Below are 21102 nucleotides of genomic sequence, written 5' to 3'. Positions count from 1 at the left end.
TCACTCGTCCCCTCGTTTGTTTTCATTTTATTTCATACGAGGGTGTTTATCGACTGCATTTTTATCGTAGCACTCCATGATCTGCAAGGGAAGCTTAGTACTGACAATCAATCGCTGCTATACGAGGATATTCACCATGAGTCGCTTCAATTGGTATTTAGGGATCTTGGCGAAGTGGAATTACATAGTATAAGCTCTGTTCAGAGGCAGGTCATTTAAGATTTGCAGAATGGGTTAACCCTGGATAAAGGTAGTATTTTAAGAAGATAAGAAACAAGGATAAAATCGTAAAAACTCTGCAGCTTTGTTATACAAACTGAACTTTTGAATTAAATGCGAATACACAGTCGGTCAATGACTTCATCCGGTCTGGAATTCACCCGTTTCATAAAGGCAGCGACATTGATGCGAATGTGGTAAAACTTCTTGTAAACACGTTATGGACCACATCACTCTTCAACCTGCGTCCAGAAAGTGAATAAAAGCTGGCGTATCTTATCGCTCACCATCGCGGTAGAGCACGTAGCCCGTCTCATAGTTCAATACGCCAAACAGTTTCGCGCCTTCATGACGGCCATACATAGGAACTTTTCGCTGTTGCCCTACCGGAAACCAGTTATATTGCAGTGACTGATATGCCCGAATCATATACTCATCCTCAAACAGTAAGTGGTCGATCTCTTGGTTCATCAACTTTTTTTAGAGATGGAAAGGTATTCGACTTAAAAGCCTCCTGTTCTTCAGGGTCGGCCAGTTCCATCGTATAGGTCGCCTTGGTATGGCTGAATCCCAGTCGATGCAGCAGCACCGACATCCCTTTTTCCGTGTAGCGTTCTCCAAATTTACGCTCGACGAAGAGCATGGCCAATTTTAGAGTCCAGGTATACTTGGCCTCGATCCCCACGTCAACTGGCCGCTTGTTAGCCATCGTGTCGGCAAGGTTCTGTTCTTGCTCATCGGTAAGTCGGCGAGGTTTACCGGGTGAATGTCCAAGTGCTAAACCCTCAATTCCATCACGCTCGTAGCTATGAATGTATCCAGCGGTCGTTTTCTCTGTACGTTTAATCATCTTTGCGATCGCTTTAATCGTACGACCTTCAAGACGATGAAGAACGGCTAAATAACGCTCATACATTCGCTTGTCGGAAGTTTCACGGAGGGCTTGTTCAATACTATGTTTTCAATCTGTAATTGTCATATGATCACATCCTAAATGCTTGTTGTTCCCTTTATTACCCTGTTTAGGAGTGAACGATTTTAGAAAGAGTAGTTCTTTATTTCAGTCTATATAGTAGAGTTTTTTTGAGGAAAACATGACTGAATTAGGTATTATGAACTATTTGAGTACATGATGATAAAAGACTATATATAGATAAATTAGTTCTTTGGAATGAAGACTTTATGACTATTCGCGATTAAGATGTAAAAAGTATCTTTTAAGTATTTATTTAGGAGGAAAAAGATGAAAAGCAAAAAAATTGGCATATTAATTGTTACGTTTGCTCTATTGTGGATTCTTACTCCAAGCCATTCAGCGTTTGCAGCAAATACCTATAAAGGAGGGCTTCTGGATGGTTTGACCTTGCAGAAGGGAACCTCAATTGGCAGCCCCGCGGCTGTGGGAACTACATTGCTGACCGATGATGATGCCGCTACTTCTGAAGTTGTGCAATCCAATAATTTCATTTGGTACAGCTTCTCTGCACCTCAGAAAATATCAGCGGTAATGTTGAGAAAATCTGGTGTAGGAACTATAGAATTCTATGATGCAACCAATGCGTTGCTGTTATCCTATACTCCGGTAGGAAATGATACGATGGAATCTCTTCCTCAAGCTTTAGATAATGTGACGACGGTCGTCTTAAAAGGCAATTCAATCAGAGTCTATGAGTGGAATGTATACACAACGCCATCCGCTCCGCCATCCCCTACAGCAATTAATTGGATTCAGGCAGGAGACCAAGTAGTTAATCTGGAATGGAATACGATTGCCGCGAAATCTTATACTGTGAAAAGAGCTGTGTCTTCTGGAGGACCTTACACAGTTATAGCTTCCTCAGTTACAAGTGTTAATTATCAAGATACAAATGTAAATAACGGCACTACATACTACTATGTTGTGAGTACTAATAACGAATTTGGGGAGAGTGCTAACTCGCCTGAGAAGAGCATAAAACCTAGTTCCACTAAGTATACTAATGGATTGCTAGATGCTGTTGCACTAAAAGTGGGCAAGAATATTAAAGATGGTTCTGATTCAACAAAGTTACTTACTGATAACGATGTGTCTTCGGTTAGTAGTTTATTGATCGTAGCTGGTAATAATAATAACATTGTTTGGCATCAATTTGAGAAACCACAAAACATATCATCCGTCATTGTCAATAAAAGCGGTATAAATAATGCAACCATCGAATTTTATAATGCAAAAGACTTGCTACTAATGTCATATTCAACGGTAACTAGTGATGGGGTAGAGTCACTGCCGCAACAGGTAAAAGATGTAACAACCGTTGTTCTTAGAACACAATCATCAGTTAAAGTCTACGAATGGAACTTATTTGGAACTTCAACAAATCCGCCCAATACAACTGCGATCAGCTGGATTCAAGGTGGGGACAAAATTGTTAATTTGGAATGGAAATCTACAGGAGCTAAAAGTTATAACATCAAACGAGCTTCGTCTTCAGGAGGGCCCTACGCTACTATTGCGACTGGTGTAACCGGCACAGAGTATAAAGATAAGAAAGTAGTAAACGGTACTACTTATTACTATGTGGTTAGTTCAGTGAACGAGGCTGGGGAAAGTGGGAATTCCGCAGAGAAAAGCATGGCGCCAAGCGCAACAAAGTTTACGGGAGGATTGCTTGATGGGCTTACTTTGCAGTCAGGGAGTGCCTACCCGAACGCTACGGGAACCGTGCGAGAACTAACGGATAACAGTGTTGCTACCTCTGCCATGATTCGCCCGACTTTTATGGTATGGTACACTTTTTCTTCTCCTAAAGAGATCACTAGTGTTGTTGCTGCTGAATCTAACATAGCTCAAGATTCCACAATAGAATTTTATGATGATAAAAACGAACTTTTACTTCGTTATACTACAATGACTCTGGATTCAATAGAGACTCTTCCTGTACCAGTAGCGAATGTAAAAACGGTGGTGCTAAAATCAAGCACGGGTATTGGAAGAGTGTATGAATGGAATGTATTTGGTGCGGGAGTAGAACAACCAACCGAGGAGCTTACGCTGTCTGCGGCTGGATCCGAGCAGAAAGTGATTTTGGACTGGAACCTGATTTCCCAAGCCTCTAATTACGTGATTAAACGTGGAACAACAGTAGGTGGTCCATACAAAGAAGTCGCTGCAGTATCGGGTACAACTGCAACCTACACAGATTTTTCTGTAGCAAATGGTACGACCTATTATTACGTCGTTACCGCTGTTATCGGGACCAGCACTTTAGCTTCTTCCAATGAAGCTTCGGCTACACCAAAGGCTAGTGCAGGTGAAGAGCCGAACCCTAATAATCCTACTACGCCACCTGTTGACGAGAACTCTGGTGATCGCGCAATATTATCAATTATGTTGAATACTGGAGAAGTGAAAGAATATGATCTTTCAATGGGAGAGGTAAACGCATTTATCAATTGGTATGAACAGCGAGCGGATGGAACGGGAAGGATTACTTTTGCAATCGATAAACATAGCAACAACAAAGGACCATTTAAAAATCGAAAAGACTATATCATTTTTGACAAGATCATTACTTTTGAAGTGAACGCTTATGATGCATTAAACAACAATTATTAAAATTTATACCAAACCCCTGCGGCTTTGTTGCAGGGGTTTGGTATTTTATCATTTTAGCATACATACTTTACTAAGCCATGGCGTCACTATCTATTCAGCAGGAATGAGAGATAGAGTCTGCTCCATGGCTGTTCAGTATAACAGCATTTGGAGCAGCATCGCTAAATTACTTAGAGAAACATTAGATGTTGTACTATAAGATTAAAAGATACTCGCGTACTGTATTCCAGCAAATTAAAGCCTCACGCAGGTAAGGAGATCAAACAGATGAAATCAATATACAATAAAATTGAAGCCCTATCTGATATTCATGCGAACGCTGTTCAATGACGGCATCCTTCACTGGATCAAGACCTTCCAACCCCAATGGATTTATGAAAATATGATGTTCTGTCATGGAACACCGGATAGCAATTATACGTACCTGACCGAACAGGTGACTCCTGACGGGGCAGTATCCAGGTCTCCTTAACAGCTTGCTGAGGAGCTGCAGCATATTCAGGCAGATTATATTTTCTGCGGCCACAGCCATGTAGGTTGGACAATCGCCCCGAGGAGGTTGGAATAGAGCAGATTTTAGTTGAGTATGACTGGAATGAAGCGGGCCGGCAAGCGAGGCGAACAACCGACCTGATTATGCAGTTCCCATTAAGATCGGATACACGGAAAAAAAGTCTACCTAATATTGGAATATAGTGTTAGGATATTTTTAATGTATACATATCGCTTGACCCGGCTGTCACTGCAGCGGGGTTCTTTTCATTATGGCTTAGGAGGGTGACGGATGATACGCAGCAAGGAGAACGCAGAGCGTTATAATTGGGGAGAGAACTGTGACGGTTGGCGGCTCGTCGATGAGACTGAGCGCAGTATAATCCATGAGCGTATGCCGCAGCATACCAGTGAGACCCGGCATTATCATTTGCAGGCCAAGCAATTTTTCTTCGTATTATCGGGTTGTCTGCAGATCGAGATCGAGGGGAGCATCAACGAGCTTCGTGAAGGAGAAGGCATTGAGGTAATTGCCGGGCAGCGTCATCGGGCTTTTAACAGTGCGGGCGAAGATGTTGAGTTCCTGGTGATCTCCAATCCCAATACGCGAGGCGACCGGTTCGAGGTGGAGCAGGAAGAGGGAACTTAATCGTAGTAGGGGGACAGGTATTATGGAAAATCGTGTGGAAGAGCGTCTGAAGCAGCTCGGAATCGTCCTGCCGACAGCCGGCAATCCTGCAGCGAGTTATACGAACTATGTCATTGTGAACGGGCTCATGTTCGTGTCAGGCAAGGGACCGGCAGGTCACCCCAAAGGGAAGCTGGGACAAGAATATACAACAAGCGAGGGTCAGTATTTTGCCCGACTGGCAGGGATTGAAGTCTTAGCTGTGCTAAAAGATGCGCTGGGTTCACTGGATCATGTGCGGCGTGTGGTCAAAATTCAGGGCTTTGTCAATGCTGCGCCGGATTTTGAGGAACATCATAAAGTGCTTGATGGCTGTTCTGACCTTATGCTGGATGTATTCGGAGAAAAGGGGGTCCACGCCAGATCCGTACTGGGCGCTGTATCGGTTCGTGACAACCTGCCAATCATTGTAGACTCTATTTTTGAAGTGAGGGTGTAGACGGGATGTGCCGAAGAGCATAAGGGGATCTTTTCTAGCAATCGCAGTCTCTGGTTCGTGCCCTGTTCGTATATGTTGTACAGCGCAGACAGATTCAACCCACTGCCTAATGAGAAAAGCTTATCTGGCTTGTGATAAGGCGGGGGCTTTTCAATTTGGTAAATGGTGTTTACTGGTAATGAATCCTTGCTTATAATCAATCCCGTAGACGATTTAATAGAATCATGGTTATCGTTAGGAGAGGACAGCATTGTTTTCCAGTAAACCACAAGCGCACAACAATGATCCGGACGGACAGGCAGGCTTGAATAAAGCATTGCAGGCAGATTGTGAATCATGCTTTGGCTTGTGCTGCACGGCACTTCCTTTTGCCGCTTCAAGTGACTTTGCCTTGGACAAAGCTGCTGGCCAGCCGTGCCGTCATTTGCAGAAAGATTACCGCTGCGGTATTCACAGCTCTCTAAGAGCCAAAGGATTTCGCGGCTGTACGGTGTATGATTGCTTTGGTGCAGGACAGAAGCTGTCGCAGCAGACCTTTGCAGGGAGAGACTGGAGGGAGAATCCGGCATCGGCAAATCTCATGTTCGAAGTCTTCCCGATATTGTGGCAGCTGCAGGAATTAAAGTGGTATCTGACACAGGCATTGTCTTACGAGCCCCCAGTCCCGTTACATACTCAGCTCCGAGAAGCCTTGGAAGAGACCTGCAGACGGAGTGATTTGGATCCGCAGTCTTTACTCAAGATCAGTGTCTCCGTCTGGCGGGCTGAAGTGAACGTTCTGCTGCTGGAGATCAGCGAGCAGATGAGGTCATCGGCCGAACAGCCTGCGGGCAAACCTTCTCCGGAACGCCGGAAGACCGGCCGCGGGGCCGATCTGATTGGGGCCAAGCTGCAGGGGGCAGATCTCCGGGCTGTGAACCTGCGTGGAGCCTATTTGATTGCTGCTGATCTGAGAGGAGTTGACCTGCGCGGGGCCGATCTGATTGGAGCCGACCTGAGGGACGCAGATCTCCGAGGAGCAGATTTGTCGCAAACCCTATTCCTGACCCAGCCTCAGCTGAATGCAGCGAAGGGAGACGGGGAAACCCGCCTGCCGGAGGGATTTGCTATTCCGGAGCACTGGTTGTTGCCTTAAAATTTATTAGAGGCAGGCTTTCGTTTATCTTCGCTTCAGAAGAGGTAATAGATACTAGCAGACGGGTCCGGCCATGCCGGAGCCAAGCATGCAGACAGAAGAATATCAATCTATTACGAAGGAGAGAATTCGTATGGAATCAGTGACAGTAGGATATAAGGTGAACGAAGCGATCGGCAGCCAGCGTGTGATCTGGAGCGAAGATAAGTCCATGCAGATGGAGATCGAAGCGGACTTTTCTAACTTTGATGCTGTGCGGGATGAGGCAGAGACCAAGATCAGTGAAGAGGAGAATATTCCTCCCAAAGAGATAAAAATCCTTAATCTGGAACGCGTGTCCGGCTAAGGGGAGGATGTTTGGAAGCGAAGACCACAATATAAGAATACGAAATGAAAGACCTGCCTAACACTTCGGATCACGAAATGTCGGCAGGTCTTTTTGCTTTACTTAGAGATGGGGCCTTTGCAAAGGGTTTGGTTATCCGGGCTCCTCCCGTTCACGTTGGTACCTGTACACCTTGGCCCGCTAACTTGAAAGGGGTTGAGCCCTGGCTGAATGTCCGCTGAAAGGTCAATGGCTGCCTAGAAAATGCTCCAGTCCAGCTCCTGGGACAGACGCTCGAGCAGGTGCACGCCCGCAATGCTGTTGCCTTTGCTGTTCAGGGCGGGCCCAACGACACCGATGCCGTATTGTCCCGGTACCAGCGTCAAAATCCCTCCGGATACCCCGCTCTTCGCCGGCAGCCCCGCCTGGATGGCAAACTCTCCGGAAGCATTGTACATCCCGCAGGTAATCATAAAGGTCTTGGCGATCTGTACGTACCGGCGTGGAATGAGCGTATCCCCGGTCAGCGGATCCTTTCCGTCAAAAGCCAGAATCAAACCCATACGGGCCAGATCGGCACAGGTCACTTCAATAGCGCAGTGACGGAAATATACTTCGAGCACATCTTCGACACTGCTGCCGCCAAGTACTCCGTTATCCAGCAGGAAATAGGCGAGGGAGCGGTTGCGGTGTCCGGTCTCCGACTCGGAATGATAGACGTCCATATTGTAGTCCAGTGTATCGCTGCCGGCCAGCCGGCGGAAGAATTCCAGAATGCGTGCAGATTTCTCTTCAGGTCCGTCACCTACGATCAGCGAGGAGATCGTAATAGCACCAGCATTAATGAACGGGTTAAAAGGTATCCCCGGCCGCACCAGCTCCAGCTTCAGCATAGAATTAAAATCATCTCCGGTCGGTTCCATGCCCACCTTGGCAAAAATCGCTTCTTCCCCGTGATCCATAAGAGCGAGAATGAGGGTGAACACTTTAGAAATGCTCTGCAGGGTGAAGACATGACCGCAGTCGCCGGCAGAGACATGTTCGCCATTGCCGCACATGATGTGAATTCCCAATGCCTCTTGCGGAGCTTTGGCCAGCTCAGGGATATAGGCGGCTGTACTGCCATGCACGGTCTGAAGCCGGCTCGTTTCCAGCCACTGCGGCAGGACAGAGTTAATGAATTCATAGTTTTTAGCGGAAGTCATAGGGGAATTCCTCCTTCATGATCAACGAATAAGCAAAAAGTGATTTATCATATGATTTTTGTTTTGGATCAGCAGATTATGGGGCCAAAGGTGACATGCCGCTGCGATACTGTCCGGGCGTGATGCCGGTTACTTTCTTGAACGCCTTCGTAAAATAACTCTGATCATTAAAGTTCAGCAGACTGCAAATATCAGACAGTGAATAATCCGAGAGCCTCAGGAGCCGCTTGGCCTCTTCCACACGTTCCTGGCGGATATAATCGGTCAGGCCGGTGCCGACTTCTTTCTTGAACCGTCTGGAAAGATAGCCGGGATGGAGCCCGGTGGCTTCGCCAAGCTTTTGCAGGGAAAGGTCATCGTAAATATGGCTGAAAATATAGCGTCGGCACTCCACAACCGGTTTGGAGAAGGGGAGTTCCCGGTTTTCCCGGACACGCCGGGTGAAATCCATCATCGCATGATCGAGCAGCTTCTGCACTTCGCCTGAGGTCGTCTGTTCCTCAATCTGCTGAATGTAGAGATCGCTGAGTGTAAAAGCAGTCTCCTCTTCCATACCCCCTTCGATCGCTGCCCGGGTATATAGAGTGATGCCACAGATTCCCAGATTCTTCTGGTTGCGAAGAGGGCTTTTGCGTGACAGGGTACCATATTTGGCTTCTCTGCGCTGAACCTCGGCCCAATGCAGCATTTCATGCTCATGCCCTTCACGAATGAACTGGAGCATTTGTTTCTCATAACGGTAATTATGATGCAGGTCAAAATTTTGACGGCTGACAGCAAGGCTGCGGATCAGCTGCTCATCCGTATGAATCATCTCCGTTCTCATGTTCTGCAGATGCACGTCGGCGATATCCAGCTGCTGGCGGTAGATGCTGTAATGGATCAGCATGCCGGCCTGCAGCAGACTTGTTTTACCCACTACGGAAGTAGAAGCGCTCCTGTTCTGAACCGCAGCCTCACCATCAGACTCGTTGTTCGCTTCAAGCAGCCGAACCGGTCCCATCATAACGTGACCCAGGAAGTCACTGCCGTTCTGCAGCCGGATCGTTAGGAAGCTTTCCCCGCCAGCCAGACGGTGAATTAGAGGAAGGGTCGACTGATACACTTCGGACTCCGTATCCATCAGCAGATGATGCAGTACCTCATAGGCTGCTTCTTCGCCGGCTTCAGCTAGCGGAGCAAGCCCTATAGACGGTTCGCCCTTTTCGTTCACGACGACAACCGGAAATTTGTAGCTCTCTGAAGCCAGTTTGCACACATATTCCATCTCTGCCAGCGAGCTGTACACGTTGTTCATTCATCTGCCAATCCTTTCTTTTCTTATTACCCTATCGCCTATCGTACAGTCATTGTTCTCGATTTAGCAACAGAATAACAGCTGTAATTGATTCGAAAAATACAATATAGATGCGAATAATACCATACGCTTTGTTTAAAAGCGATTACAATGATGAAGAAAGCTCTTACACAACCATCAGGCAGCGCTAAGAAATTTTTGAAGGTGTCTGCTGCAGCAAGCATCACAATTCGAATTTATCCATATAGAAGGCGGGGCGTTACAAATGGCAAGAGACATTAAACAGCTGATTTCACAAATGACATTAGAAGAGAAAGCCGGCATGTGTTCCGGTCTGGATTTTTGGCATCTCAAAGGTGTAGAACGACTGGGGATCCCATCCATTATGGTAACCGACGGGCCTCACGGCCTGCGCAAGCAGGCACAGTCAGCGGACCATCTGGGTCTCCACGACAGTGTGCCCGCAACCTGCTTCCCGTCAGCAGCCGGTATTGCCAGCTCCTGGGACCGTGATCTGATTGAGAAGATGGGGCAGGCCCTTGGCGAAGAGTGCCAGGCTGAAGATGTAGCCGTTCTCCTCGGACCAGGTGCGAACATCAAACGTTCTCCGCTGTGCGGCCGTAACTTTGAGTATTTTTCTGAAGATCCGTATTTGTCTTCCCAATTGGCGGCCAGTCATATCCGCGGGGTACAGAGCCAGGGTGTCGGCACATCCCTCAAGCATTTTGCTGTGAACAACCAGGAGCATCGCCGGATGTCGGTGGATGCGGTTGTGGATGAACGTACTTTGCGTGAAATTTACCTGGCAAGCTTTGAGGGAGCCGTCAAAGAAGCACAGCCATGGACTGTCATGTGCTCCTACAATCAGGTGAATGGAGAATATGCTTCCGAGAATGAGATGCTCCTGACCGATATTCTGAAAAAACAGTGGGGACATGAAGGTTTTGTGGTCTCTGACTGGGGCGCTGTCAATGAACGTGCCGAAGGGCTGAAAGCAGGACTTGAGCTTGAAATGCCCTCCAGCAGTGGAGTAGGTGACGCCAAAATTGTAGAAGCTGTACGCAGCGGTGAGCTGGAAGAAGAAGTGCTGGACCGCGCAGTAGAGCGGGTGTTGAATGTAATCTTCCTGGCCGTCGACAACAAAAAGGAAAATGCAGCCTATGACCAGAATGAGCATCATGAGCTGGCCCGCGTCGTAGCCCGTGAGAGCATGGTGCTCCTCAAGAACGAAGACGCGATTCTGCCTCTGCAGAAGGACAGCCGCATTGCGGTTATCGGTCAATTCGCCCAAAAACCGCGCTATCAGGGCGGCGGCAGCTCACACATCAAGCCAACCCGTCTGGATCATATCTACGATGAACTAGTTCGAGCAGCCGGTGCATCAGCCAGTGTGACTTATGCCGCAGGCTATGATCTGAATAAAGATGAAGCAACTTCAGAATCTCTGCAGGAAGCAGCGGATCTGGCGGCTGCAGCAGATACAGCGGTTCTGTTCCTCGGTCTTCCGGACAATTATGAATCTGAAGGTTATGACCGGACGCATCTTCGTCTGCCGGACAGCCAGTTAAAGCTGCTGGAAGCCGTAACAGCGGTGCAATCCCATGTTGTCGTTGTATTAAGCAATGGCTCTGCCGTTGAGATGCCGTGGCTTGGTGATGTCAAAGGGGTGCTGGAAGCCTACTTGGGCGGTCAGGCATTGGGCGGCGCGATTGCGGATCTTCTGTTCGGCGTGGTGAGTCCTTCCGGTAAGCTGGCGGAGACATTCCCGCAGAAGCTTGCCCATACACCGGCCCACCTGAACTTCCCTGGGGAAATGGACCGTGTAGAATACAAAGAGGGGCTATTCGTCGGATACCGTTATTATGATGCCAAGGAGATCGAACCGCTCTTCCCATTCGGTTATGGCCTGAGCTATACCGAGTTTGAATACTCGAATCTTCAGGTTGACCGCAAACAGCTGAACGACAGTGATAAGCTGAAAGTAAGTGTCACAGTAACCAACACGGGTTCAGTTACAGGAAAAGAAATTGTACAAATCTACGTCAATGATGTTCAGAGCACAGTGATCCGTCCGCAAAAAGAACTGAAGGGTTTTGCCAAAGTAGAGCTTCAGCCCGGTGAATCGCGTACCGTTGAAGTAACCCTCGACCGCCGTGCATTTGCCTATTATGATACAGACCTGCAGGAATGGCATGTGGAGAGCGGCGAGTTCTTTATCCTGGTCGGCAAATCTTCAAAGGAGATTGTCTTGTCCAAGTCGGTGACTGTGAATGCTCCGGCAAAGCCGGAACGCCCGGTGACACGTAACTCCCTGGTTGGTGATCTGCTGCATGAAGGCCGCCTGAGCGAAGAGAAGCGTAAGCATGTCATGGATTACGTCCAGTCTTCCATGGGACTGTTCAGTGCATCTGAGGATGACGAGGACGGAAATCCGGAGATGATGGAAGCGATGATGCGCTACATGCCTCTGCGCGCTGTGATTGCCTTTGCCCCGGATAGCGAAGGGGAGAAGAAGCTGCAGAGCCTGATCTCCACATTGAACAGCTGATCACTGCCTAACAGCTTCAGCTGTACCGAAAAAAGAGAGTTTGCCGGATGTAGCTGGCAGGCTCTCTTTTTTTAATAGATTGAACGGAAATAAGGGAATGTATGTTCTTAAAATAGTTGTTTTGGCCCATTGAGGCCGTGAGTCGAGCGTGTTAAGATGAACCGGTTCTACAACCCGATACAGAAAGGAAATTTGACATCATGATGGGAAGAGCTCATCTGGTCATCGGCACCGGGGTGTCCCTGTCACTGCTGCATCTGCAGGGAGTTCCGGTTACTGTGGGCGCGGCGGCAACAGCTCTGGTCGGATCGCTGCTGCCTGATATTGATGAGCCCAATTCACTGCTGATGACTCGCACGATGCCGAACGGTATGCTCCGTGTTCTGCAGCTGGCCATGGTCATTCTGGCAGTCTGGCTGTGTGTGGACGGGGCAGTACAGTCTCCGTGGAACATCGTCTTATCGCTGGCCATCGCGGCTGTATCCTTCCTGCCTTTCCGTGCCCTCCGCAAAGTGCTGATGCTGATCATCGGAGTGGGGCTGGCCGTCTACGGCGGGGATTATACTCCGTGGAATCTGGTTGCCGGGTGCCTTCTTGTCGTCTGCACGGTGCTTCCGCACAGGGGCCTGACTCATACTGTCTATGGTCTTGCTGTATGGACCGCACTGCTTTACGGAACGACATCGAACAGCGGTGACAGCATTTGGCTGGCAGGCGGAATAGCCTACTTGCTGCATTTGCTGGCAGATTCCTTAACGAATCGCGGCATCAAGCCGCTGCCGCCGTTCAAATGGCGCCTGCGCTTCAATCTGATGAGCACCGGTACAAGACATGGTGCCATCGTGGAGAATGTGTGTATTTTGCTGACCCTGCTGCTGACTGGATTTGTATTTTTACCAGGCTGGGGATGGGGGAACTAGCCGTTCTTCAACTCTTATTGGGAATAGAAAAGGCCTTTCATGGCTGCTCTCGGGCAGCGGATGAAAGGCCTTTTTATTAACGTTCAGGCTTATGCCTGTTCAATAATGGTGTTCAAGGTGGTGCGATCCAGATTCTGTACGAGCTTGATCAGCAGCTCTTTCGCTGCATCATAATCGTCGGTATGCAGAATGGAGGATGAAGTATGGATATAGCGGGCGCAAACACCGATTACGGTGGATGGTACCCCGATGCCGCTCAAATGAACTTGTCCTGCATCGGTACCCCCCGGTGAAATGAAGTATTGATATTTGATTTTGTGCGTGTCAGCCATATCTTTTACATATTCCACAACACCGCGGTGAGTCAGCATGGTCGGGTCAAATACACGCAGGAGCGCGCCGTGGCCCAGGTGGCCGAAGGCTTTTTTGTCCCCGGTCATGTCGTTCGCCGCACTGCAGTCCAAGGCAAAGAAGATATCCGGCTGAATCAGATTCGCTGCCGTACGCGCACCGCGCAGGCCCAGCTCCTCCTGAACGGTAGCGCCCGAGTAGATCGTGTTCGGCAGCTTCGTCTTATGCAGGGCTTCCAGCAGCTCGATAGCCAGTCCGACACCGTAACGGTTATCCCAGGCTTTGGCCATAATTTTCTTCGGATTCGCCAGCGGGGTGAAGTCACATACCGGGACAATGGCTGTGCCAGGCACGATGCCCAGGTCTTCCGCTTCCTTCCGGCTGTCTACGCCGATATCCAGGTACATCGATTTCAGATCAACGGGACGGTTGCGCTGGGAATCATCCAGCAGATGGGTTGGGGTAGAGCCTACAATTCCAAGAACCGGTCCATTTGGCGTGATTACCTGCAGGCGCTGAGCCAGAACGACCTGGCTGAACCAGCCGCCGAGCGGCTGGAATGTAATCATACCCGTCTCGGTAATTCCGTTAACCAGGAAGCCTACTTCGTCAAAATGACCCGCGACCATTACTTTGGGACCGTTCTCCTCACCGCGCAGCACCCCGAAAAGGCTGCCCAGCCGATCCTGTACAAACTCCTCCGTATATGCAGACATCTTTTCTTTGACCCAGGCGCGAAGCTCGCGCTCATGACCCGGAACCGAAGGGAATTCGGTTAGGGTTTTGAACAATTCCAGCGTTTGCTGTTCCATCTCGCTATTCACTCCTTCAAATTAATCAACCAGTGGTTATCCATTCTAGTATGAAGGCATCTGCCGGTATTGTCCATTACTTGGGAAAGGTACAAGCACGGTACCTGCACCCGGTACATACGGTATAACGGGCTGCCAGAAGCAGCTGTCGGAAGGGAGTCCTCGACCATGTTAACGGTAGAACGTGCTGTACAGGTTATCCTTATTCTTGTTCTGTTTCTGCTGCTCGTCATCGCGATTTTCTTCCTTTAATACTCACCGGAATGGTCAGGGTTTATGTATGCTTTTCACGGCAGGACCTGGTGTCCTGTCCTGGGTCCGATTGGACAAGCAAGATGAGCGATCTTTTTCCAATCATAACAATCAGGATCTAAGCGAATAATGTAAGCATCAAATACCAAGATGGAGGTGCGCGCAGTATGTCATCTACAACCCAGCAGGGCGGTGGAATCCGCAAAGAGAGTCCCGCTTTGTCTCTGAGCCAGGAGGAATATAAGTCCATTGCCAAAAAGCATGAGCCCAAGCGGAAAGCGTTCGCGAACTGCCTGCGGGCTTTTGTCGTCGGCGGATTGATTTGCGTGTTGGGTCAGGCGATCATTGAATTTTTCAAAGCAGCCTTCGACATGACTGCCAAGGAAGCCAGTAATCCTACCGTTGCCGTTCTGGTACTGATCTCGGTCATTCTCACTTCGCTTGGTGTGTATGACAAGATGGCTCAATTCTCAGGTGCGGGTACTTCTGTGCCGGTAACAGGCTTTGCCAACTCCATGTGTTCGGCGGCGCTGGAGCACCGTTCCGAAGGACTGGTGCTTGGTGTAGGCGGCAATATGTTCAAAGTAGCAGGCGCAGTTATCGTATTTGGTGCTGTCGCCGCTTTTATCATCGGCATTATTTATGCAGTCCTTGGCGTGGGGGGAAATCATCTATGAAGCGGGTCGGTGGGCATACGTGGGAGTTTGAATCCGGTACACGAATAATGGCCAGTGCGACCGTGGTCGGCCCTGAAGAAGGACAAGGCCCGCTGTCTCTGGACTTTGACTACATTTATGACAACTTGAAGATCAATGAGAGCACCTGGGAGAAAGCGGAACGCCGCTTGTTCGAACAGGCAGGAGAGCTCGCCTTGGTGAAAGCAGGTATTCAGAAAGAAGATCTGCAGTTTTTTATTGGCGGAGACCTCATGAACCAGATTATCAGCAGCTCCTTTGCTGCCCGTAAACTGGCGGTGCCTTATCTGGGCGTCTTCGGCGCCTGCTCCACATCGATGGAAAGCCTAGCCCTCGCCGCGTTGATTGTGGATTCGGGCGGTGCGGACCATGTTCTGGCCGGAACCTCAAGTCATAACTGTACGGTTGAGAAACAGTTCCGCTACCCGACAGAATACGGTGCCCAAAAGCCGCCGACAGCGCAGTATACCGTAACCGCATCGGGCTGCGCCGTTGTAGCCCGCGAGGGGAACGGGCCGCTGATCAAGCGGGCAACGGTAGGCAGGGTGATGGACATGGGGATCAAGGATCCGTTCAATATGGGGGCTGCGATGGCGCCGGCGGCTGCAGACACAATCAAAACCCATTTTAAAGATACGGGACTGGTGCCAGGTTATTATGACCTTATTATTACCGGTGACCTTGCTTCAGTCGGATTGCCTATAGCCAAGGAGCTACTCAAGAACGAAGGTGTGGCCATGGACCAGACGGAATTCAGCGACTGCGGGCTGCTGATCTTTGACCGGGAGAAACAAAAGTATGTCATTGCCGGAGGAAGCGGCTGCGGATGCTCTGCTGCAGTTACGTATGGTCATTTGGTCCGGCGCCTGAATAAGGGAGAACTTAAAAAAATATTAGTTGTGGCCACCGGTGCGCTGCTGTCGCCGCTTTCTTATCAGCAGGGGGAAACGATCCCATGTGTGGCCCACGCCGTGGCACTCGAAGCGGAAGGAGGGAACAGCGAATGATCTTTGTATGGGCTTTTATTATCGGCGGTCTGATCTGTGTCGTGGGACAGCTTATGATGGATGTATTCAAGTTAACGCCTGCGCATACGATGAGTACCCTTGTCGTTGTTGGCGCCGTGGCGGATGCCGTGGGATGGTATGATCCGTTAGTCAAATTTGCAGGTGCGGGTGCCTCGGTTCCTATTACCAATTTCGGCAACTCCCTCGTTCATGGTGCGCTGACGGAACTGGAGAAGGACGGCTGGATTGGTGTCATCACCGGGATGTTCAGTCTGACTAGTGCAGGGATTTCAGCAGCTATCATTTTCTCCTTCATTGCAGCTCTTGTGGCCAGGCCGAAGGGGTAAGGATTTTTCTTGTTTATGAACCATAGATGAGCAAATGATTCGAACACCCTGAGACAAGTTTCAGGGTGTTTTGTCATGGGTATAACCGGGTATTTGGTCATAAAAAGAGGTTTAAGGCTCGCGGCAAGTGTACTATGAACCCGCCATCATGTACAATAATAGGAAAACCTGTCTTATTTTCATAAGATATTATACAATGAGGTTCACATTTTGTACGTTACAGGGTCTTTATTTACTTTTAGGAGGTTTCTGAATATATGCCCGTAAGCAAAGAATCCATTCAAATCGTATCAGCAGTACGTTCCAATCTGGAATCTGCCATTCTAGGCAAATCCTTCGAAATACAGCTTCTTCTTACCGCATTGCTGGCCGGCGGACATATTCTGATTGAGGATGTTCCAGGTACGGGCAAAACGCAAATGATTAAGGCGCTGGCCAAATCGATGCGCGGTGATTACCGCCGCGTTCAGTGTAATCCAGATATTCTGCCGAGTGATATCACAGGTGTCTCCGTATTTCACCCCCGCGAGGAACGCTTTTTCTTCCGGCCAGGTCCGGTCATGACCAACATTCTGCTGGCTGACGAAATTAACCGTGCGACGACCAAAACCCAATCGGCCCTGCTGGAAGTTATGGAAGAGCGTAATGTGACGGTGGACGGGGAGACCTATGAGCTGCCGCATCCGTTCATGCTGTGTGCAACTCAGAACCCGATTGATTTCGAAGGGACTTACATGCTGCCGGAAGCGCAGCTTGACCGGTTTATGCTGAAGATTAGTCTGGGTTATCCGGATGCTGCCACGGAAAAGGAGCTGCTTATGCGCCATCAGCAGGGCCAGCCTGTGGACAAGCTGCAGTCGGTTACGCATATGGATCAAATCTCAGCGATTCAGAAGGAGATTCGCCTTGTGTTTATGGATGAGGCGGTTACAAGCTATCTGCTGGATATCGTCCGCAGTACCCGTGAACATCCGTCGGTGCTGCTCGGAGCAAGTCCCCGGGCTTCACTGGCTTTCATGCAGGCTGCCAAGGCGTTTGCATTCCTGCAGGGCCGTGAATATGTCATTCCGGATGATGTGAAGACGCTGGCACCGCATGTGCTGGGTCACCGTATTCTGCTTCGGCCGGAGGCAAGACTGGATCACGCCAATTCGGCTGCGGTCCTGCAGACCATTCTGCAGAGAGTCAGTGTGCCTGTGCAAATGGAGCGGATTTAATCTATGAGCAAAATACGGACTGCCGGCAGGACCGGCAAGCCCTCATTTAAAATCTGGATGCTGCTGGCTGTCTGGCTGGTATGCCTGCTGTATGTCCTGTTTCAGGGCGGGAAAACGTCATTCATGCTCCTGTCCATGGTAACCCTGTTCGGGGTCTATTTGTGGCTTGGAGCATTCAGTGGTGTCCGTCGCGTCAGAGGCCGCAGGCATCTCGTCTCCGGTCCGGGCTACAGCGATCTGCTGCACGCCGGCGATCAGGTGCATGTTCAGCTGGACATGCAGATCCCGGGCTTCATGCCGCTGCCTTATATGATTGTCCGGGATGTGCTGAAACGCCATACAGGCGAATCCTGGTCGTTTGAGGAGAGCGTGATCCCGAACATGAAGGGAAAAGGTGAGCTGACCTTTCAGACGCCGCCGCTGGAGCGGGGGCTGTATCATTTTGCAGCTACGGAAAGTGTAACGGAAGATATATTCGGACTGATGGAACATAAAGGCCGGTTCGCTGCGCCCGGCGAATTTCGTGTGCTGCCCCGCAGTGTCTTCATTCCTTACTGGCATCTGTTTGACCGCAATTCCCGGTTATCCGGGCGGCAGACGACGTTAACCAAATCCAGACGGGAGACGACACAGATTAACGGGGTCCGCGATTATGTATATGGAGACAGGCTGTCGCGCATTCACTGGAATGCAACGGCCAAGACCGGCACCTGGAAGTCCAAGGAATTTGAACATGAATCCATTCCCAAAATCATGCTCGTCCTTGATACGATCGCCGAACATTATACCCGTGCAGAGCAGTTTGAGCTCGCCGTGTCTACTACGGCCTCCCTGCTGGATTACGGCACACGCGAACGTCTGGGTGTTGGACTCTGTACAGCAGGAGACAAGACGAGCCTGTTTGCGCCTTCTGAAGGGATGTCCGACCGACAGCGTATGCTTCATCACCTGGTCGATCTGTCGATGCAGAAGGGCGGGGGGCTTCAGGAACAGCTGGAGAATCAGCTGCGCCTGTTCCCGCAGGGTTCCTTCTTTGTCCTCATTTCTCCATTGACCGGGGATAGAGCCTTGCAGGTGCTGCGCTGGGCAGAGTCCCGCGGTTTTACACCCTGTCATATCGGCATTCAGACAGCGGAATCGCAGACGAATTCGGAGTGGACTGCGATGCTGCGGATGAGAGGCATTAAGAGCTTCTCAGTGAATCAGCTGCAGGAGCTGCCTACGGTGATGGGAGGGGGAACTATATCATGAAATGGCTCCGAGCCATGCGCTCATCCTGGCATCATGCATTTGCTGTTCTTTGGATCATGGTGATCGCCGTCCAATGGATTTCCTTCGGGTCATCCATCTGGTATGACGAAACATCCAGTCTTGTATTGGGAACATTAACGGTTCTGGCTGTCATTGAGATTCTGATTCCATTTCGTTCAATATGGAAGCTGCTTCTCAAGGCAGCTGCCGTTTTTTATATGTTGTTCCGAACCCTTCATACTTATGCTATCTATGAATTCAGCGGGCATTCGCTTAAGAATCTTGAAGAACTGGTCTCATCGCTTACTCCTTATATCTGGTTCTCGCTGATTGCTTGGATTCTCCTGGAGGGTGTTATGCTGTCGGTAACAACAAAGGGAAGGATTCTGGCATTTACTGGTCTGAACGTGGCGGGTTTTGCTGTATTGGATTCCTTTACTCCGGTTCTGCTCTGGAAAGAGGTAGCTTGGACCGTGTTTGCCGGAATGGCCTGGCTCGTTACACGGCATTTTTATCAATTCAAACAGCGGTATCCGCAGGGATGGAAGCATTTGCGCCGTTCACCGCTCAAAATTGCTTCTAATATCGCAATTATTTTTGCTCTCATCATTGTCGCTGGTGTGAATATGCCTGAAGTACCCCCGACTCTTACCGATCCGTATACTGCATTTATTAATGTTAACGGGGCAGGTACGACGAACGTATCTCTGAATGGTAACGTGAGCGGTGGACAAGGCTCAACCGAGTCGGGTTACAGCCGGGATGACGATTCCCTGGGGGGCGGGTTTAATTTTGATTACTCTCCTGTGATGAAAATTCAATCAACCGACCGCAGTTATTGGCGCGGCGAGACGAGAATGACGTATTCTGGCTCCGGCTGGGTGGACCGGCCGGGCAGCCGCCGTTCTTACGAGGATGTTGAAACCGAGCAGACGCTGACGAACAACGAGGGCTCCTCGCTGCCCGGCAAGCAGGTAACACAGACGGTAACCATGCTGAATGATCAGGTATATCCGGTGATGTTCGGCGCCTATGCCATCCGTCAGGTGGACTCTCTCGACAGCCAGTTCCCGGTATCCTCCATGCGCTGGAAGCCTCAGCAGGCTGAGCTTCACTGGAACAGCACTTCGTCGGACCCTGGATATCCGAGATCCTACACCGTGGTTTCACGTCTTCCGATTATTCCGGAACAGCAGCTTCGGACGCGGACTTACGAGCAGCTGTACAATGGTTCGCTGGATCAGGATTATTTGCAGGTTCCTAGTAACTTCCCTGAGCAGGTGTCCCAGCTGGCGAAGGATATTACAGCCTCGGCCAATACGCCTTATGAAAAGGTGGCGCTGCTTCAGCAGTACCTGCAGCAAAAATACCCGTATACGAATAATCCGGATCTGTCACGCAAGAAAAGCCAGGATTTTGTATACAGCTTTCTTTTTGAGATTCAGGAGGGGTATTGTGATTATTACTCCACGGCTCTTGTGATGATGGCCCGCTCGCTGGATATTCCGGCCCGATGGGTAAAAGGGTATGCTCCGGGGCAAGCTTCATTTGGAGACGAGTTGAATAATAACGGTGATTCGGACGCCCGTACCACCTACACGGTAACGAATGCAGATGCCCACTCCTGGGCCGAGATTTATTTTGGCGAGCAGTACGGCTGGATTCCGGTGGAAGCGACACCCGGTTTCAATATGCCGCTGCTAACTCAGCAGGAGGATTCGTCTGCACCTGTGGATCAGCCCGAGGACGAGCCGCAGGAGCAGACGCCGACACCAGATCAGCCTGAACAGACGCCGGCGGTGGATGAGCCGTCTTCCCCTTACACGGCTATTGTTGTATGGGCAGCAGTGGCTGTGCTCATCCTATGGGGGGCATATATTGTCTGGCGCAACCGTGTGACCCTTCACTTCGCACTGCTTCAGTTCCGTAAGGGCAAGCCGCTGTCGGCGGATGAGAAGGTTGTCGTGGAGACCGAGCGCTGGATGCGGTATCTGAGGCGTAAAGGTCTGCAAAGAGGAACCCACGAAACATTGCGTGAATCTGTTCAGCGGTGGGGCGATTCCTCTCCGGAGGTGCGTGGAATTTTGGCTCAGCTGCTGTCTCTCTTCGAGAAAGCAAGGTACAGTCCTGCCTCGGTAACCGATGAGGAATGGAGAACAGTACAGGCCTATGCAGGTCAGCTTCGCAAGAGCTTCAAAGCAGCGCGCGCATAAGCCCAGTAACCTGTGTCAGACCGCCGTCCGCAGCCGCGGACGGCTTTTTACTAACTACCAAGATTATGGTATAGTTTGTCGTATGAAACCGAGG

20 protein-coding genes and 1 pseudogene are annotated in these 21102 nt (G+C 49.9%); 16 read left to right on the top strand and 5 right to left on the bottom strand.

Features of this window, described 5'->3' with window-relative positions; translation table 11 throughout:
- Positions 1-219 (top strand): annotated as a pseudogene (locus Q5741_RS03810) (hypothetical protein); the annotation flags it as partial.
- 276 nt (positions 220-495) lie between these two features.
- On the opposite strand, the gene Q5741_RS03805 reads toward Q5741_RS03810, so the two are convergent.
- Together Q5741_RS03805 and Q5741_RS03800 are read right to left on the bottom strand one after the other, a co-directional pair.
- Positions 496-648 (bottom strand): hypothetical protein, encoded by a 153-nt coding sequence (locus tag Q5741_RS03805; RefSeq protein WP_305022693.1) that lies wholly within the window; start codon positions 646-648, stop codon positions 496-498.
- Positions 649-658: 10 nt separating this feature from the next.
- A complete protein-coding gene (locus Q5741_RS03800) occupies positions 659-1135 on the bottom strand; it encodes a winged helix-turn-helix domain-containing protein (RefSeq protein WP_305022692.1) in 477 nt (158 codons plus the stop codon).
- Positions 1136-1462: 327 nt separating this feature from the next.
- Here Q5741_RS03800 and Q5741_RS03795 point away from each other — a divergent pair, with 327 nt between their 5' ends.
- The 6 genes from Q5741_RS03795 (at position 1463) to Q5741_RS03770 (ending at position 6914) form a co-directional block, all read left to right on the top strand.
- Complete coding sequence (locus Q5741_RS03795; RefSeq protein ID WP_305022691.1) at positions 1463-3814, top strand: fibronectin type III domain-containing protein; 2352 nt, start codon at positions 1463-1465, stop codon at positions 3812-3814.
- Positions 3815-4124: 310 nt separating this feature from the next.
- On the top strand, positions 4125-4286 hold the full coding sequence (locus Q5741_RS03790; RefSeq protein ID WP_305022690.1) for a hypothetical protein: 162 nt from the start codon (positions 4125-4127) through the stop codon (positions 4284-4286).
- A gap of 312 nt (positions 4287-4598) precedes the next feature.
- The gene (locus tag Q5741_RS03785) at positions 4599-4955 is read left to right on the top strand and encodes a cupin domain-containing protein (RefSeq protein ID WP_305022689.1); all 357 of its coding nucleotides are present in this window, start codon (positions 4599-4601) and stop codon (positions 4953-4955) included.
- 22 nt (positions 4956-4977) lie between these two features.
- On the top strand, positions 4978-5433 hold the full coding sequence (locus Q5741_RS03780) for a RidA family protein (protein ID WP_305022688.1): 456 nt from the start codon (positions 4978-4980) through the stop codon (positions 5431-5433).
- A 250-nt stretch (positions 5434-5683) separates the two neighbouring features.
- Positions 5684-6568, top strand: a complete 885-nt coding sequence (locus tag Q5741_RS03775) for a pentapeptide repeat-containing protein (protein ID WP_407074308.1) — start codon at positions 5684-5686, stop codon at positions 6566-6568.
- Between the two features lie 133 nt (positions 6569-6701).
- Positions 6702-6914: a hypothetical protein gene (locus tag Q5741_RS03770; protein ID WP_305022687.1), complete on the top strand. Its 213-nt coding sequence runs from the start codon at positions 6702-6704 to the stop codon at positions 6912-6914.
- 236 nt (positions 6915-7150) lie between these two features.
- On the opposite strand, the gene glsA is transcribed toward Q5741_RS03770, so the two are convergent.
- Positions 7151-8098 carry a glutaminase A gene (gene glsA / locus Q5741_RS03765; RefSeq protein WP_305022686.1) on the bottom strand — a complete coding sequence of 316 codons (948 nt, stop codon included), beginning with the start codon at positions 8096-8098 and terminating at the stop codon, positions 7151-7153.
- A gap of 76 nt (positions 8099-8174) precedes the next feature.
- Entirely contained in the window at positions 8175-9395 is a 1221-nt protein-coding gene (locus Q5741_RS03760; protein WP_305022685.1) for a helix-turn-helix domain-containing protein, read from the bottom strand.
- A gap of 265 nt (positions 9396-9660) precedes the next feature.
- Here Q5741_RS03760 and Q5741_RS03755 point away from each other — a divergent pair, with 265 nt between their 5' ends.
- Positions 9661-11943, top strand: a complete 2283-nt coding sequence (locus tag Q5741_RS03755; protein ID WP_305022684.1) for a beta-glucosidase — start codon at positions 9661-9663, stop codon at positions 11941-11943.
- A gap of 200 nt (positions 11944-12143) precedes the next feature.
- On the top strand, positions 12144-12863 hold the full coding sequence (locus Q5741_RS03750) for a metal-dependent hydrolase (protein ID WP_305022683.1): 720 nt from the start codon (positions 12144-12146) through the stop codon (positions 12861-12863).
- An 89-nt stretch (positions 12864-12952) separates the two neighbouring features.
- Here the strand turns inward: Q5741_RS03750 and Q5741_RS03745 are convergent, their stop codons facing one another.
- Positions 12953-14026: a M42 family metallopeptidase gene (locus Q5741_RS03745; RefSeq protein WP_305022682.1), complete on the bottom strand. Its 1074-nt coding sequence runs from the start codon at positions 14024-14026 to the stop codon at positions 12953-12955.
- A gap of 69 nt (positions 14027-14095) precedes the next feature.
- On the opposite strand from Q5741_RS03745, the gene Q5741_RS03740 reads away from it, so the two are divergent.
- From Q5741_RS03740 to Q5741_RS03710, 7 genes are all read left to right on the top strand, one after another.
- Positions 14096-14278, top strand: a complete 183-nt coding sequence (locus Q5741_RS03740; protein ID WP_305022681.1) for a hypothetical protein — start codon at positions 14096-14098, stop codon at positions 14276-14278.
- Positions 14279-14445: 167 nt separating this feature from the next.
- The gene (gene spoVAC, locus Q5741_RS03735; protein ID WP_305022680.1) at positions 14446-14955 is read left to right on the top strand and encodes a stage V sporulation protein AC; all 510 of its coding nucleotides are present in this window, start codon (positions 14446-14448) and stop codon (positions 14953-14955) included.
- A complete protein-coding gene (gene spoVAD / locus Q5741_RS03730; protein ID WP_305022679.1) occupies positions 14952-15980 on the top strand; it encodes a stage V sporulation protein AD in 1029 nt (342 codons plus the stop codon). The genes spoVAC and spoVAD overlap by 4 nt, the downstream gene beginning before the upstream one ends.
- Positions 15977-16327 carry a stage V sporulation protein AE gene (spoVAE, locus tag Q5741_RS03725; protein ID WP_305022678.1) on the top strand — a complete coding sequence of 117 codons (351 nt, stop codon included), beginning with the start codon at positions 15977-15979 and terminating at the stop codon, positions 16325-16327. Before spoVAD ends, spoVAE begins: the two co-directional genes overlap by 4 nt.
- Before the next feature lie 257 nt (positions 16328-16584).
- Complete coding sequence (locus tag Q5741_RS03720) at positions 16585-17544, top strand: AAA family ATPase (RefSeq protein WP_305022677.1); 960 nt, start codon at positions 16585-16587, stop codon at positions 17542-17544.
- 3 nt (positions 17545-17547) lie between these two features.
- Positions 17548-18795, top strand: coding sequence for a DUF58 domain-containing protein (locus Q5741_RS03715; RefSeq protein ID WP_305022676.1), 1248 nt, complete (start codon positions 17548-17550; stop codon positions 18793-18795).
- On the top strand, positions 18792-21008 hold the full coding sequence (locus Q5741_RS03710; protein WP_305022675.1) for a DUF4129 domain-containing transglutaminase family protein: 2217 nt from the start codon (positions 18792-18794) through the stop codon (positions 21006-21008). Before Q5741_RS03715 ends, Q5741_RS03710 begins: the two co-directional genes overlap by 4 nt.
- The last annotated feature ends 94 nt before the right edge of the window (positions 21009-21102 follow it).

This window comes from Paenibacillus lacisoli (assembly GCF_030580655.1).
GTDB lineage: Bacteria > Bacillota > Bacilli > Paenibacillales > Paenibacillaceae > Paenibacillus > Paenibacillus lacisoli.
The sequence above is the reverse complement of the archived record's forward strand: the minus strand, read 5'-3'. Positions and strand labels throughout refer to the sequence as shown.

What these genes read in the sequence shown, in the direction of transcription:
- spoVAC (WP_305022680.1), top strand. Translation starts at nt 14,446, where the DNA reads ATGTCATCTACAACCCAGCAGGGCGGTGGAATCCGCAAAGAGAGTCCC.
- Q5741_RS03755 (WP_305022684.1), top strand. Translation starts at nt 9,661, where the DNA reads ATGGCAAGAGACATTAAACAGCTGATTTCACAAATGACATTAGAAGAG.
- Q5741_RS03795 (WP_305022691.1), top strand. Translation starts at nt 1,463, where the DNA reads ATGAAAAGCAAAAAAATTGGCATATTAATTGTTACGTTTGCTCTATTG.
- Q5741_RS03750 (WP_305022683.1), top strand. Translation starts at nt 12,144, where the DNA reads ATGATGGGAAGAGCTCATCTGGTCATCGGCACCGGGGTGTCCCTGTCA.
- spoVAD (WP_305022679.1), top strand. Translation starts at nt 14,952, where the DNA reads ATGAAGCGGGTCGGTGGGCATACGTGGGAGTTTGAATCCGGTACACGA.
- Q5741_RS03785 (WP_305022689.1), top strand. Translation starts at nt 4,599, where the DNA reads ATGATACGCAGCAAGGAGAACGCAGAGCGTTATAATTGGGGAGAGAAC.
- Q5741_RS03805 (WP_305022693.1), bottom strand. Translation starts at nt 648, where the DNA reads ATGATTCGGGCATATCAGTCACTGCAATATAACTGGTTTCCGGTAGGG.
- Q5741_RS03745 (WP_305022682.1), bottom strand. Translation starts at nt 14,026, where the DNA reads ATGGAACAGCAAACGCTGGAATTGTTCAAAACCCTAACCGAATTCCCT.
- glsA (WP_305022686.1), bottom strand. Translation starts at nt 8,098, where the DNA reads ATGACTTCCGCTAAAAACTATGAATTCATTAACTCTGTCCTGCCGCAG.
- Q5741_RS03710 (WP_305022675.1), top strand. Translation starts at nt 18,792, where the DNA reads ATGAAATGGCTCCGAGCCATGCGCTCATCCTGGCATCATGCATTTGCT.
- Q5741_RS03760 (WP_305022685.1), bottom strand. Translation starts at nt 9,395, where the DNA reads ATGAACAACGTGTACAGCTCGCTGGCAGAGATGGAATATGTGTGCAAA.
- Q5741_RS03720 (WP_305022677.1), top strand. Translation starts at nt 16,585, where the DNA reads ATGCCCGTAAGCAAAGAATCCATTCAAATCGTATCAGCAGTACGTTCC.
- spoVAE (WP_305022678.1), top strand. Translation starts at nt 15,977, where the DNA reads ATGATCTTTGTATGGGCTTTTATTATCGGCGGTCTGATCTGTGTCGTG.
- Q5741_RS03770 (WP_305022687.1), top strand. Translation starts at nt 6,702, where the DNA reads ATGGAATCAGTGACAGTAGGATATAAGGTGAACGAAGCGATCGGCAGC.
- Q5741_RS03790 (WP_305022690.1), top strand. Translation starts at nt 4,125, where the DNA reads ATGCGAACGCTGTTCAATGACGGCATCCTTCACTGGATCAAGACCTTC.
- Q5741_RS03800 (WP_305022692.1), bottom strand. Translation starts at nt 1,135, where the DNA reads ATGTATGAGCGTTATTTAGCCGTTCTTCATCGTCTTGAAGGTCGTACG.
- Q5741_RS03780 (WP_305022688.1), top strand. Translation starts at nt 4,978, where the DNA reads ATGGAAAATCGTGTGGAAGAGCGTCTGAAGCAGCTCGGAATCGTCCTG.
- Q5741_RS03715 (WP_305022676.1), top strand. Translation starts at nt 17,548, where the DNA reads ATGAGCAAAATACGGACTGCCGGCAGGACCGGCAAGCCCTCATTTAAA.